This window comes from Mesorhizobium sp. 10J20-29 (genome assembly GCF_054130485.1).
Window position 1 is genome coordinate 681,256 of the sequence record NZ_CP199156.1, and the last position, 12,949, is coordinate 694,204.

Genomic DNA, 12,949 nt, shown 5'->3' on the forward strand with positions numbered 1-12,949 from the left:
GCTCATCGTTCGGCGTCGACGACCGAACCTATTGCGCCGGCGCTGGCCCCCATATCGGATGCTGGTTTCGTCGACCCATACTTCAGTATGGCCGTGGCCTGGTCGAACGGAACGGCGCCGCGAAACCGTTAGTCCGGCGTGCTTCCGATCTCCAGGCGCTCGGCTGCGCGCACCAGGTCGGCAACCGAGCGAACCGCCATCTTGCGCATGACGTTGCCGCGGTGGATCTTGACGGTGATCTCGCTCAGGCCGAGTTCCCCGGCGATCTGCTTGTTCATCAGCCCCCGTGTCACGAGTTGCATGACCTCGCGCTCGCGCTTGGTCAGGCTGTCGTAGAGTTCGTTGAGACCGGCGACATCCGCATCGGCCTGGCGCCGTTTCCTGTCCACCTCGATGGCGGAATAGACCGCATCCAGCATGTCCTGGTCGCGGAATGGCTTGGTCAGAAAGTCGATGGCGCCGGCCTTCATTGCGCGCACCGACATCGGAACGTCGGCGTGCCCGGTCATGAAGACAATCGGCATCCCGATTCCTGCCCGGATGAGCTGGGTCTGGAAATCGAGGCCGCTCACGCCTGGCAGCCGGATATCCAGAACGAGGCAGCTCGGAACCTCTGCCAGTTGCGATTCCATGAATTCGGTGGCCGAACCGAAGACGCCGACCGGAAGTCCGACAGAGCGGAACAGGTTGCTCAGCGCATCGCGCAGATCAGCGTCGTCATCGACAATATAGACGATCACCTCCGGTGAGGCGCTGTCCTGTGAGGCCTTCGGGTTCCTGATCACGTCTCTGCCTCGTTGCGGATGGGAATGCGGATGGAGAAAGATGCGCCTTGCTCTCTTGCAGGTCCGGCAAAGATCTCGCCGCCGTGCGCCTCCACGATTGAACGGCAGATCGACAGCCCCATGCCCATGCCGTCGTTCTTGGTCGTGAAGAAGGGTTTGAACAACTCGTTTGCGACTTCGACATCGATCCCGACACCGTTGTCCGCCACCTCCAATAGCACGGCTGGCGTACTGTCCGCATCGTCGTTGCGCGTGCGGATCGTCAGGGTGCGTGAACGATCCTCGACATTCGACATCGACTGCACTGCATTCATGACGAGATTGATGAAAACCTGCTGCATCTGCACCCGGTCCCCCAGGCAGGAAAGCGGCCGGAGTTCGAGCTCCAGAACGACCTTCACACAGTGTCGAAACACTTCCCGTTCCAGCAGCGGCAACACGTCTTCGACGATCTCGTTCATGGTGAATTCGGAGCGCGACGGGCGATCCTTTCGCGCCAGTGCCCGCAGCCGCTTGACTACCTCGCTCGCCCGCTGGCCGTTGCCGATCATGCGCTCCACCGAAAGCCTGACCTCCTTGAGGTCGGGAACATCGCGCGCCAGCCACCGAAGGCAGGCGTCGCCATTGGCAACAACCGCGGCAAGCGGCTGGTTGATCTCATGGGCGATCGACGCGGTGAGTTCTCCGAGCGTGCTGACGCGCGCCACATGGGCGAGCTCGGAGCGCAGTTCGCTCAGCGCGTCCTCGGAAGCCTTCTGCTCGGTGATGTCGTTGTTGGTGGAAATCGTCGCCACCGGCCTGCCCTGCTTGTCGCGGTGCAGCGACCAGCGGCTGGCCACCACAACGCGCGTCCCGTCGCGCCTTGTGTGCAGCAATTCGCCCTGCCAGCGACTGGTCTGCTGCAATTGGTCAAGTATGCTCTCAAGACTCGTGGGCAGCGTCGTCTCCAGCAGTTCGGCCATGCGCAGGCCAACCGCTTCCTCGCTCTTCCAGCCATAGAGCTCTTCGGCGCCGGCGTTCCAGTAGGTAATGACGCCATCCATATCCCGGGCAACGATGGCGTCATGAGTCAGGTCAAGCAACGACGCCTGATATGCCAGGTTCTGGGTTGCCTCCTGGTTCTTCAACGCCAGAAAGGTGGTGATGCTGATCGCGCACAGGCTGATCAGGCCGCGTATCAACGGTCCCGAATGCGTGGTGCCACCATGGACGATCAGGTAGCTCATGACCGTCATCAGCATGCAGGCGCCGCTTACGATGAGGATGCCGCGGCGGTTGAGGAAGCTCGCCGAGACCATCACCACGACCGCATAGAGTACTGCTATCGCGGTCTCCAGTGACGTGAACGTATCGACGAGGAAGATCGCAATGGCCGCCAGGAAGGTGATCGACTGGTAGGCCCAGCCGAAGGTCTGCAGCTTGGCCAGCGACTCGGACTGCATTGCAAGTGCTCTCATCTCTGACACTGTGCGGATGCCGGCGACGCCACCTTTGGCCGCCGGCACCACCGAAGTATCGCATGCTGTGACGCACAGACAACAGCCGGGTAGAGGCTGGCCAGAGGTTCAGGCCGAGTGGAGGAAGCTCGGCAACCGCCACTGCGGGTTCGCAAGACGAGATGCACTATGCGGCAGCCCCCATTCGCCGTGATTCAGTTGCGCATCTTCACCGCGCAACGCCAGCGATAGGGAGTCTCGCCAACGAAGCGCTTGAAGACGGTGGTGAAATGCGCCTGGGTCTGGAAGCCGACCGACAGGGCAACCTCGATGATCGAGGTCCGCGTCTCGCTCAGCAGCTGCTGGGCGTATTCGATCCGTCGGCGCAGCACGAATTCGTGCGGGCGCATGCCCGTAGCAAGGCGAAACTGCGCGGCGAAATGCATCTTGCTGAGGCCAGCGGCACTGGCCATGGCGGCGAGGCTGATCTGTTGTCCGAGGTTCTCCGAGACATATTCAAGCACGCGCTTCATGCGCCATTTCGGCAGCTCGTGCCGGACCCGCCTTCTGGTCGTTTGGTTGTCGGCATCGCGGTCGCCGCGCAGGCTGAGCAGCCGCGCAACCATGGCAAACTTCACGGCATCGGCATAAACCCCGGCAAAGTCGCCGCCACTGGCTTCTGTGGCGGCCAAGGCCCGGGAGAGCCGCTCGACGACCGGGTCGCTCGGCAGGGCAACGGAGATGTCGGATACCGCGCCCGCAGTCCGCAGCCTTCCAAGCGAGCCAGCGCTTGCTGCCCCTACCCGCAGCTCGATGACATTGCTGTCGGACGAAGCACGGCCGCGAACGGAGCTGACGGGGCCGATTTCCGCAGCTTCCGATCCAGCCCACCGCGGCGACGCCGGCGAGACCGCAAGGACGGCGCCCATGGCGCTGAGCGGGATCGAGATCGCTGCCTGTCGGCTGTCGTCGCCTGTACCGGCGAGCGTGGCACCGTCGCTGGTTGACCGACCATGGCTGCGAACATCGTTGACAGCCAGCCCCGACCGCGGCGGGTTCGCCAGAGGCCGGACAGGCTGGCGGGAGACCTGTGATGCTTCGAGTGACATCGTCCATACTCCTGAGCAGTTTCTCTGGCTCGGAGCCGGCAGGCTGGACGAAGGAGCGGCCAGACGTCTATTTCGTCCGGTGCCCGTCCGTCCCGACCCAATGGTCGGCTTCGATGGACTGAAGATATCCATCCCACCGCCGCGTTCCATTGAACGAAGGGGTTCGCGACTATAACTTTCGGTGCGTCATCTCATACTTCGGTATGTATGGCACCGAGCGCTTCGGCGTGCCAGCCGGCAGGCAAGACCCGCAATCCGGGTCGATCCAGTCTGCCGGCGTAGGCCCCCGGACTTCGGATGACTAGAGCTTCAGGCCGCCCTGCAGGCCGCGGGTGATGCTGCCGCTCGACGGCAGGAGGGGGATCAGGCAGGCCTGCAGCGCGTGATAGAGATCCGGCTTGCCCGAAAACACGCGGCTCACGGGCTTGAGGTCGGGGCCGAGTTCCGGGAACCATCCACCGTTCGCGTGATCGATCAGGTGATTTTCGGTGAAGCCGAGAATTCGGCGATACCATTCCTCGAAGCGCGGGTCCGGATCCACCGAGCCTATCACCGCGGCGGCCGCGATGCCTTCGGCGCAGGGCCACCAGAAGCGGTCGGCCTGATCGGGCCGATCGTTCCAGTCGAGCGTGTAGTAGAAGCCACCCTGGTCATTGTCCCAGCCGATTTTCACCGTGTTGAGGAACAGCCCCTTGGCGGCCTCCGGCATCCAGTCCTGCCTGCGCCCGCCAAGTTCCCAGAGCTGGATCAGGAGCCGACTCCATTCCAGCGCGTGGCCCGGCGTCGTGCCGGCCGGACGGAACATCGGGTCTCCGGCATAGGCGCGGTCGACCTCCCAGCCGAGCGTGAAGTGTTCCGCCACCCGCCACCCCTGCTGGCGTGCATGGCGGTCTATGATCAACGACGCGATGCTCTCGCCCATCTCGAGATAGGCCCGCTCGCCGGTCGCCTCGAAGGCCGCCATAACGGCCTCTGTCAGGTGCATGTTCGAGTTCTGGCCGCGGTAGTCGCTGATTGTCTGCCAGTCAGCGGTGTATTCCTCGCTGGTCGCGCCGTGCTCCGGCTCCCAGAAGCGCTCCCGCAGGACCCCGCCGACGTCGCCGAGCAGCCGGTCGGCATCGGGGTGGCCGACGAGCTTGGCCGACGAGGCCGCCAAGAGCACGAAGGCGTGGCCATAGGCCTGCTTCCTGGGATCGGTGGCCGTTTCGTCGTCGACGCCCCAGAAATAGCCGCCATTCTGGCTGTCGCGGTGACGCCGCCAGATGAATTCCATGCCGTGGTCGATCATGCGCTCGGCGCCCGGCGTCCCGAGCAGCTGCGCAACCGAGAAGCAGTGCACCATGCGGGTCGTCTCGTGCAGCTGGCGTTCGACGCCGGCCTGACCCGCCTTTGGCGGCACCGGGCGACCGGCTTCGTCCAGCTGGAAAAATCCGCCCGCCGGGTTGAAGGCATTCTGCTGGAACAGCGCAATTAGGCGCTGCGCTTCGCCATGCAGCCAGTGCCGGTGTGCCGTGCGCTCGACGAGACGCGGTCCGGTTGCGCCGATCCAATTCGGGCGGTCCTGAGGGCCTGGCATCGCGTTCTCCTTCGTGCATGTCACCCGTGGCCGGCGATGCATGATGCGGCACACATCCGACCGTTCGTCGATCGGGCCTACAAGGGCACAGGCCGGATTGTCCATCCTGCCGGGATTGGTCGCCAGTCTTTTTCTTGCCGCCCTGGAAGGGCAGCGGAGCACCCGAACCGCAAGCCTCTGAACCAAACGGGCTGTCGTGCGTTTCGTCGAGTGCAGGTGATCCGGGTCATTTCCGGCTACGCCCATTGGGCGGACACCTGATGATTGCCATGTCCGGGCCGCGGCCTAGCGACTTGTGTGGCGAGAGGGGAGATGGTCATGTGGCGTTGGCTGCTAATCTGCGCTGCGGCGGCAGCGGGCGTGGTGCTCGTGCTAGTCATCCAGAATCTCATCCCTGCCAACAAGATGCTGCAACACCCCGTGCCTTCCCAGATGCAATCCTCCGATCCCGCCTTCGCCAGAACCATGAGTGCCCAGTCGAACGGCGCGGCGCTCGGTGCCAACAGCATCGACACGCTGGTCAATGGCGACGAGATTTTCTCCGCCATGCTCGAAGCGATTACGGCCGCGCGCAGCACCATCAATTTCGAGACATACATCTATTGGTCTGGCGAGATCGGGCTGACATTCGCCGAAGCCCTGGCCGAGAGGTCCCGCTCCGGCGTCGAGGTCAGACTGCTTGTCGACTGGGCCGGCAGCATCCCGTTCGACCAGAAGCTGATCGACCTGATGACCGGTGCTGGCGTCTCTTTCCATCGCTACCGGCCGATCCGCTGGTACACGATTGATCGCGTCAACAACCGCACGCACCGCAAGCTGCTGATCGTGGACGGGAAGGTCGGCTTCACCGGCGGCGTCGGCATCGCCGACAAGTGGCGCGGCAATGCGCGCAACACGGACGAATGGCGCGACACGCATTACCGCATCGCCGGTCCGGTTGTCGCCTCCCTGCAGTCGGCCTTCAGCGAGAACTGGCTGGAGACGACAGGCGAGGTGATCCAGGGCCAGAAATTCTTCCCCGACCCCGAGCCTGCAGGCGACGTTCCGGCGCAGGTCGTTCTGTCGTCGCAGCCGGAAGGATCGAGGGCGCTGCACCAGTTGATGCTGCTCGCCATCTCGGCCGCCGAAAGCCACATCCGCATCGGCATGGCCTACTTCGTGCCCGACGATGTCATGCTGCTGCAGCTGATCGAGGCGCGCAAGCGCGGCGTGGAGATCGACATCGTCGTCCCGAACGGCAATACGGACGTACCGATGGTCCGGCACAGCTCCCGCTATTTCTGGGGCGACCTCCTGGCAGCCGGTATCCGTATCCACGAATTCCAGCCAACCATGTACCACCCGAAGCTGCTGATCGTCGATCGCGCCTGGGTGTGCTTCGGTTCGGCCAACATGGACGAGCGGTCGCTACGGCTGAACGACGAGGCAAACCTCAACGTCTATCACGAAGGCTTCGCAGACCGGCAGATCGAGGTCTTCGAGGATGACCTGAAGCGCGCGCGTCAGATCAGCCTGGAGGAATGGCGATCGCGTCCGATCAGCCAGAAACTCGGCGACTGGTTCGCCAGCCTCTTCCGCTCGCAGCTCTGACCCCGGCGTCCCGGGATTCCCGGCTCAGATCGTCCAGCCGCCGTCGATGGCGTAGGCCTGGCCTGTCGTGTAGGTCGCGTTCGCAAGGTGGACCGCCAGGTCGGCGATCTCCTCCGGCGTGCCGAGGCGGCCGAGCGGCTGGCGCGCAATGAAGGCCGCCCTCGCCTTGTCGTAGTCGCCCTGCGCGCGCATCCGGTCCTGCAGCGACGGGCTCTCGACGGTGCCGGGACATATGGCGTTGCAGCGGATGCCCTGGCCGACATAGTCGGCCGCGACGGCCTTGGTGAGGCCGACGACGGCCGCCTTGGTTGTGCCGTAGGCGAAGCGGTTCGGCACGCCCTTTATCGAGCCGGCTACCGACGCCATGTTGACGATCGCGCCACCGCCGCGCTCTAGCATGCCCGGCAGCACTGCGCGGATCGTGCGGATCATCGAACGAACGTTGAGGTCGACCGCGAAATCGAAGTCCCCGTCCTTCATCTCGAGAATCGACCCCGAATGGACGAAGCCCGCGCCGTTGAACAGCACGTCCACGCTTCCGGCTTCCGCCACCGCCCTGCCGACATCGTCGGTATCGAGCACATCGAGCCGCCGCGTCACGATGCCGTCGCCAAGGTCGCCCAGCGCCACCTCGTTGATGTCGGTCGCAAAAACCCGTGCGCCCGCCGCCGAAAAGGCCAGCGCCGTGGCGCGGCCGATTCCCTGCGCCGCCGCCGTAACCAGAACCGTCTTGCCCTTGACCCAGTCTGCCATTCTGTCTCCGTTCATGCCCGCTGAAGCGGACCGTTTTCCTGCATTTGACGCTGTGGCTATCGTCCGCGGACAGCCACATCGCCGCGGGTATGGATTGTATCGCCCATAAAGACCGGCTTCACGAAGCGCAACCTATCGCAGCGACCGGATAAGGCCAGCAGGTTCATGGCGCTGAGGCGTCGTCGTCGCCTCTGGCCCGAGGACAGGCGTCGCAACTTCTTATTTGAACATGCTATTTCCCTGTGGGACTATCGGGCGCCGGCATTCGGCTGCGAGGAGGAAGCTGCATGATCGTGGACACCCACCTGCACGTCATTGACCAGTCGGTTCTGGAGTATCCATGGCTCGCAGGCGTCCCGGCGCTCGATCGCCCCTGGTCCTACGAGACCTACGCGCTGGAAGCCCGCCGCGCCGGCATCTCGCAGACGCTGCATATGGAGGTCGACGTCGCCCCCGCGCTGATCGAAGACGAGACAGCCTTTGTCGGCAGGCTCGCCGACCTGCCCGGCGGTCTGGTGGTCGGCGCCATCGCCTCCTGCCGGCCGGAAGACCAGGGTTTCGCGTCCTACCTGGAACGCCAACGCCAGAACCCGCTCGTCAAAGGCTTTCGCCGCGTGCTGCATGTGATGCCCGACGAGCTGTCCGAACAGCCGCTGTTTCGGGAAAATATCGCCCGCATGGCCGGCAGCGGCCTGACCTTCGATCTCTGCGTCCTGCCGCGCCAGATGAAGCAGGCGATGGCCCTCGTCGATCTCGCGCCCGATGTGCACTTTATCCTCGATCATTGCGGCGTGCCCGACATCAAGGGCGACGCCCGACAGCCCTGGCACGACGGTGTTGCGGAGCTGGCGAAGCGTCCGAACGTGACGGCGAAAATCTCAGGCGTCGTCGCTTATGCCGATCCGGACAGCTGGATTGCCGACACGCTGCGACCGTGGGTCGAGCACACCATCGCCTGCTTCGGCTGGGACCGTGTCGTCTGGGGCAGCGACTGGCCCGTCTGCATGTTGGGCGGCGGCCTCATGCCGTGGATCGCGGCCACGCACGCGCTGCTCGACGGCGCGAGCGAGGACGAGAAGCGCAAGCTGCTGTCGGAAAACGCCATCCGAATCTGGCGCCTTTAGAGGGCCGAAGCCCCCGCGAAAAGGGGAGCCGTGTCGTCAACGACGGACCCTGCCATTCTCGCGCGCGACGAGCCCCTGATCGCGCCGCTGCGGTAGCGTGCAGCGGCTGGACCCGCCGGCACCCTCAGCTGTTGCGACCCAAAAGCGCCTCGACTTCAGCGAGCGTCGGCATCGAAGGCGCGGTGCCGGGTCGCGTCACCGAGATGCCGGCGACGGCACAGGCGAAGCGGACCGCGTCGGCCGGTGCCATGCCCCGCGAAAGGGCCGCGGCAAGTCCGCCATTGAAGGCATCGCCGGCCCCTGTGGTCTCGACCACCGGGCCCGCAGCGACTGGGGGCACATGTTCGGATTGCCCCTTGCCATGCAGTAGCGCACCCTTCTCTCCAAGGGTGATGATTGCCGTGCCCACGCCCATTTCGATCAGCCGGTCGGCCGCGCGACGGGCGTCATCCACAGTCTCCACGGCAATTCCCGTCAGTTCGGCTGCCTCGGTCTCGTTGGGCGTGATGTAATCGCAGAGCGTAAACATCGCATCCGGCAGCTTCGCCGCCGGGGCCGGATTGAGAATCGTCGTCATCCCGGCCTGCCGTGCGATCTCGAGCGCACGTAGGGCGGCATCGATTGGCTGCTCCAGCTGCGTGACGAAGACGCCGGCGGAACGGATCAGCTCCGCACTCTCTTCGATATCGGCCGGCGAAATCTGCGAGGCAGCACCCGGGCACACGATGATCGCGTTGTTGCCGGTCGTCTCCTCGACGAAGATATAGGCAGCACCCGTGTAGCTGTCCGGCGTCTCGATGGCGGCCGCCTTCACGCCGGCTTGCTTCCAGGTTGCGCGCGCCATGTCGGCAAACGGGTCGCGCCCGAGCCGCGTCATGAAAGTGACGTCGGCGCCGAGCCTGCCTGCGGCGACAGCCTGGTTGGAGCCCTTGCCTCCCGGCCCCAGCTTGAAGTCCGACCCGAGGATTGTCTCGCCCATGCGAGGCGCGCGCGCGGCGCGATAAGCCGTGTCGGCAACAAACACGCCGAGGATGACGATTGGCTTCTGTTCCGGCATCGTCGTATCAGCCCGCATCCGGCGGGATCACGCCCTTCCGGAAAGCGAAACACCCGTAGAAGCGCCGCTCGCCGGTCTGGATCACGCAGTAGGCCTGCTTGGCGCGCTCGTAGAAGGCATAGCGTTCGACCGAAATCATCGGCCAGGACTTGCCCTCGGCCTTGTCGATGACCTTCTGCACTTCTTTCTGGACCGGCGGGACTTCCTTCGGCTTGCCGACGATTTCCATGCGTGCGGCGGCGTCGTCGACGAAACTGTCGAGCGGGTAAACCGAAAGGATCGCCGCCGCGGCCTCTGCTGACGTCGTGTTGTCCATCCTGAGCAGCTTGCCGAGCCTCGTTTGCCTCGCGACCGAATCCGATGGGAAGTTGGTGTCGGCGATGATCAGGTCATCGCCATGCCCCATGGCGCGCAGAGCATGCAGCACCTCGGCGTTCAGAAGCGGGTGGATACCTTTCAGCATCAGTGTACTCCTCCGGGAGTTGGGGATGGCGGCGCGTCAGAGCCGCTGACCGTCCTTCGGGTCGAAGAGATGAACCAGTTCCTTGCGGGGCCTCAGGAGAAGCGTCTCGCCAGGCTTGAAATCGTGCCGCTCGCGGAAGAGTGCGACGATCTCGCTGCCGCCGAAGCGCAGCACCACCGTGGTCTCGGAGCCGGTAGGCTCGACGACGGAGATGCGTGCCGGCAGCCCTTCATCGGCGATCTCGAAATGCTCTGGCCGCACGCCATAGACGACCTCCTGCCCCGCCGAAACCTGCTGGTCTCCCGAAAGGGGCAGCAAGGCGCTGCCGACCCGCACGCCGTCGGCCTCGACGCTGCCCTTGAGCATGTTCATCGCCGGCGAGCCGATGAAGCCCGCCACGAAGGTGTTGGCTGGCCGGTCGAAGAGTTCCAACGGTGCGCCGACCTGCTCGATGCGGCCAGCTTGCATCACCACGATCTTGTCCGCCATCGTCATCGCCTCCACCTGGTCGTGGGTGACGTAGATGGTCGTCGTCTTGAGGCGCTGGTGCAGTTCCTTGATCTCGGCCCGCATCTGCACCCGCAGCTTGGCGTCGAGGTTCGAGAGCGGCTCGTCGAACAGGAACACCTTGGGGTTTCGCACGATGGCGCGGCCCATGGCGACGCGCTGGCGCTGTCCGCCCGAGAGCTGGCGCGGGTAGCGGCCCAGATACGGCGTCAGATCGAGGATTTCGGCCGCGGTGCGCACCCGCTCGTCGATCTGCGCCCGCTCGACGCCGCGCATCTTCAGCGCAAAACCCATGTTCTGCGCCACCGTCTTGTGCGGGTAGAGCGCATAGTTCTGGAACACCATGGCGATGTCGCGCTCGCTGGGCGGCAGATGGTTCACGATGCGGTCGCCGATGGCGACCGTGCCGCCCGTGACGGCTTCCAGGCCTGCGATCATCCGCAGCAGGGTGGACTTGCCGCAGCCCGACGGGCCGACCAGCGCCACGAACTCACCATCGGCGATGTCGACATCGATTCCGTGCAGAACCTGCACCGACCCGAATGCCTTCGACACGTTCCGGATTGCGACCTGCGCCATCGTCCCCCCAATGCAATTCGGCACGAAGCTAGCCAAGAGGGGTGGCCAAGTCCACTGCGCGATTGCACCCCGCCACCGACATCGCTGATCGCGTTGACTCCAACGGGTCTTGCTCCATAGTGTCGAGCGCTTTCAGTCGTCTTGGCGTCTCTCGTAAGCCTTCGCAGGCATCGGACGAGACAGCCAAATCGATCAGTCGGGCCGGTTTGAGGGACGGAGGTGAACCGGTTCGTGAGTGCAAGGACAATCCGAGTAACGCTTTGGGAGGAACGTGTATGAAAACCGGTATCTACGAACTATTGGTAAGCGCGGGAGCTACTCGCCGCGAACTGCTCAAGGGCGCCGCAAGCATGGCAGCTGTGGCCGCGGCCTCGACGGGCCCACTTGCCGCGCTGACGCGTCAGGCATCCGCACAGGACGATGTGCGCGCACAGATCCTGCAGATTCCCGGCGTCGGCAAGGGCTCGCCCACCGATGCCGACTGGCAGAAGGTTGGCGAGTTGTGCCTGGGCGCAACCAAGGCCAGCGTCGCTGAGGGCGAATTCGCCGGCGTCGAACTGACCTTCATGGGTCTCAACAACCAGAACCTGCATAACTTCCTGTTCCGCGGCTTCCTGAAGCCGTGGGAGGCCTATACCGGCGCCAAGATCAGCTGGATCGACCTCGCCCAGGCCGACTACAACGCGCGCCTGCAGCAGTCGATTGCAACCGGCACGGTCGATTTCGACATCATCGAGATGGGCGCGCCCTTCGAGGGCGACACGGCGAGCAAGGGTCTGCTCGACGAGATGCCAGACTGGGTTGCCGCCCAGATCGACGCCGATGACCTGGTCGGCTACCTGAAGGCGCCGGTCGGCACCTGGGACGGCAAGACCTACCGCATCACCATCGACGGCGACTGCCACACCTTCTCCTACCGCAAGGACTATTTCGCCGACGCGGCGATCTCCGGCGCGACCGGCATGACCGAGGCTCCGACCACCTGGCAGCAGGTCAACGAGTTCTCCACCAAGGTGAAGGGCCAGAAGGACCCGCTGACCGGGCTCGATGCCTACGGCTTCCTCGACCCGCTCAAGGGCTGGGGCGGCTTCGGCTTCTACTTCCTCGAGGATCGCGCTTCGGCCTACGCCAAGCACCCCGACGACAAGGCCTGGCTGTTCGATGCCGACACGATGAAGCCGCGCGTCAACAACCCGGCATGGGTCCAGGCCATCCAGGACGTCATGGACCTGATCGAGGCCGGCGCCTATCCGACCGACCAGATCAACGCCGACCCCGGCACGACCGCCTTCCAGCAGTTCCTCGCCGGCACCGGCGGTGGCGTCTGCTGGTGGGGCGACGTCGGCTCGAGCGCCCGCACCTCCGACACTTCGGTGGTGGGCGACGTTGTCGGCTTCTCGATCAACCCCGGCTCCGACAAGGTCTACAATTCCGCGACCGGCGAATGGGAGACGCCCGAGGGCGGCAACTTCGCCCCCAACATGGCCTATATCGGCTGGGGCATTTACGTCACCAGCCGCGTCTCCGGCGACGAGAAGAAGCGCAAGGCGGCCTGGTCCGCCGCCGCGCATCTGGGCGGCAAGGACCTCAGCCTGTGGACGTCGGCATATCCGTCGGGCTTCCAGCCATACCGCCAGTCGCACTTCAACTACGAGGAGTGGGAAAAGGCAGGCTACGACCGCGCCTATATCGAGGACTATCTCGGCTCGAACCTCGACAGCTACAACCACCCGAATGCCGCGATCGAGCCGCGCATCCCCGGCATCTTCCAGTACTACTCCGTCGCCGAGGACGAGCTGGCGAAGGGCTTCGCCGGCCAGTACAAGTCGGCGCAGGAGACGGCGGATGCCATCGCCGCCGCCTGGGAGAAGATCACCGACCAGATCGGACGCGAGAGCCAGATCAAGCTCTATAAGGCCTCGCTCGGCATGTGATACTTCGGGGCGCGCGTCATTGCGCGCGCCCCGAAC

11 protein-coding genes are annotated in these 12,949 nt (G+C 64.6%); 3 read left to right on the forward strand and 8 right to left on the reverse strand.

Features of this window, described 5'->3' with window-relative positions:
* Positions 1-128 precede the first annotated feature (128 nt).
* From ACT2BZ_RS03330 to ACT2BZ_RS03345, 4 genes are all read right to left on the reverse strand, one after another.
* Complete coding sequence (locus ACT2BZ_RS03330) at positions 129-785, reverse strand: response regulator transcription factor (protein ID WP_457939266.1); 657 nt, start codon at positions 783-785, stop codon at positions 129-131.
* Positions 782-2,227 (reverse strand): two-component system sensor histidine kinase NtrB, encoded by a 1,446-nt coding sequence (locus ACT2BZ_RS03335; protein WP_457939268.1) that lies wholly within the window; start codon positions 2,225-2,227, stop codon positions 782-784. The genes ACT2BZ_RS03330 and ACT2BZ_RS03335 overlap by 4 nt, the downstream gene beginning before the upstream one ends.
* A 209-nt stretch (positions 2,228-2,436) precedes the next feature.
* Entirely contained in the window at positions 2,437-3,330 is an 894-nt protein-coding gene (locus tag ACT2BZ_RS03340; RefSeq protein ID WP_457939270.1) for a helix-turn-helix domain-containing protein, read from the reverse strand.
* Between the two features lie 301 nt (positions 3,331-3,631).
* Positions 3,632-4,906 (reverse strand): AGE family epimerase/isomerase, encoded by a 1,275-nt coding sequence (locus ACT2BZ_RS03345; RefSeq protein ID WP_457939271.1) that lies wholly within the window; start codon positions 4,904-4,906, stop codon positions 3,632-3,634.
* A 318-nt stretch (positions 4,907-5,224) separates the two neighbouring features.
* Here ACT2BZ_RS03345 and ACT2BZ_RS03350 point away from each other — a divergent pair, with 318 nt between their 5' ends.
* Positions 5,225-6,496, forward strand: a complete 1,272-nt coding sequence (locus ACT2BZ_RS03350; RefSeq protein ID WP_457939272.1) for a phospholipase D-like domain-containing protein — start codon at positions 5,225-5,227, stop codon at positions 6,494-6,496.
* A gap of 24 nt (positions 6,497-6,520) precedes the next feature.
* Here ACT2BZ_RS03350 and ACT2BZ_RS03355 read toward each other — a convergent pair whose 3' ends face one another.
* Entirely contained in the window at positions 6,521-7,249 is a 729-nt protein-coding gene (locus tag ACT2BZ_RS03355) for an SDR family oxidoreductase (protein ID WP_457939273.1), read from the reverse strand.
* A 287-nt stretch (positions 7,250-7,536) separates the two neighbouring features.
* On the opposite strand from ACT2BZ_RS03355, the gene ACT2BZ_RS03360 reads away from it, so the two are divergent.
* A complete protein-coding gene (locus ACT2BZ_RS03360) occupies positions 7,537-8,373 on the forward strand; it encodes an amidohydrolase family protein (RefSeq protein WP_457939274.1) in 837 nt (278 codons plus the stop codon).
* A gap of 124 nt (positions 8,374-8,497) precedes the next feature.
* Here the strand turns inward: ACT2BZ_RS03360 and rbsK are convergent, their stop codons facing one another.
* From rbsK to ACT2BZ_RS03375, 3 genes are read right to left on the reverse strand one after another with little or no spacing between them, the layout of a single operon-like run.
* Entirely contained in the window at positions 8,498-9,430 is a 933-nt protein-coding gene (rbsK, locus tag ACT2BZ_RS03365; protein WP_457939275.1) for a ribokinase, read from the reverse strand.
* Between the two features lie 7 nt (positions 9,431-9,437).
* Positions 9,438-9,893, reverse strand: a complete 456-nt coding sequence (locus ACT2BZ_RS03370; protein WP_457939276.1) for an RbsD/FucU family protein — start codon at positions 9,891-9,893, stop codon at positions 9,438-9,440.
* A gap of 36 nt (positions 9,894-9,929) precedes the next feature.
* Positions 9,930-10,979, reverse strand: a complete 1,050-nt coding sequence (locus tag ACT2BZ_RS03375) for an ABC transporter ATP-binding protein (RefSeq protein ID WP_457939278.1) — start codon at positions 10,977-10,979, stop codon at positions 9,930-9,932.
* A 275-nt stretch (positions 10,980-11,254) separates the two neighbouring features.
* Between ACT2BZ_RS03375 and ACT2BZ_RS03380 the strand changes: the two genes are divergently transcribed.
* Positions 11,255-12,913, forward strand: coding sequence for an extracellular solute-binding protein (locus ACT2BZ_RS03380; protein WP_457939280.1), 1,659 nt, complete (start codon positions 11,255-11,257; stop codon positions 12,911-12,913).
* Positions 12,914-12,949: the final 36 nt, after the last annotated feature.

What these genes read in the sequence shown, in the direction of transcription:
- ACT2BZ_RS03355 (WP_457939273.1), bottom strand. Translation starts at nt 7,249, where the DNA reads ATGGCAGACTGGGTCAAGGGCAAGACGGTTCTGGTTACGGCGGCGGCG.
- ACT2BZ_RS03340 (WP_457939270.1), bottom strand. Translation starts at nt 3,330, where the DNA reads ATGTCACTCGAAGCATCACAGGTCTCCCGCCAGCCTGTCCGGCCTCTG.
- ACT2BZ_RS03345 (WP_457939271.1), bottom strand. Translation starts at nt 4,906, where the DNA reads ATGCCAGGCCCTCAGGACCGCCCGAATTGGATCGGCGCAACCGGACCG.
- ACT2BZ_RS03380 (WP_457939280.1), top strand. Translation starts at nt 11,255, where the DNA reads ATGAAAACCGGTATCTACGAACTATTGGTAAGCGCGGGAGCTACTCGC.
- ACT2BZ_RS03335 (WP_457939268.1), bottom strand. Translation starts at nt 2,227, where the DNA reads ATGCAGTCCGAGTCGCTGGCCAAGCTGCAGACCTTCGGCTGGGCCTAC.
- ACT2BZ_RS03350 (WP_457939272.1), top strand. Translation starts at nt 5,225, where the DNA reads ATGTGGCGTTGGCTGCTAATCTGCGCTGCGGCGGCAGCGGGCGTGGTG.
- ACT2BZ_RS03360 (WP_457939274.1), top strand. Translation starts at nt 7,537, where the DNA reads ATGATCGTGGACACCCACCTGCACGTCATTGACCAGTCGGTTCTGGAG.
- rbsK (WP_457939275.1), bottom strand. Translation starts at nt 9,430, where the DNA reads ATGCCGGAACAGAAGCCAATCGTCATCCTCGGCGTGTTTGTTGCCGAC.
- ACT2BZ_RS03370 (WP_457939276.1), bottom strand. Translation starts at nt 9,893, where the DNA reads ATGCTGAAAGGTATCCACCCGCTTCTGAACGCCGAGGTGCTGCATGCT.
- ACT2BZ_RS03375 (WP_457939278.1), bottom strand. Translation starts at nt 10,979, where the DNA reads ATGGCGCAGGTCGCAATCCGGAACGTGTCGAAGGCATTCGGGTCGGTG.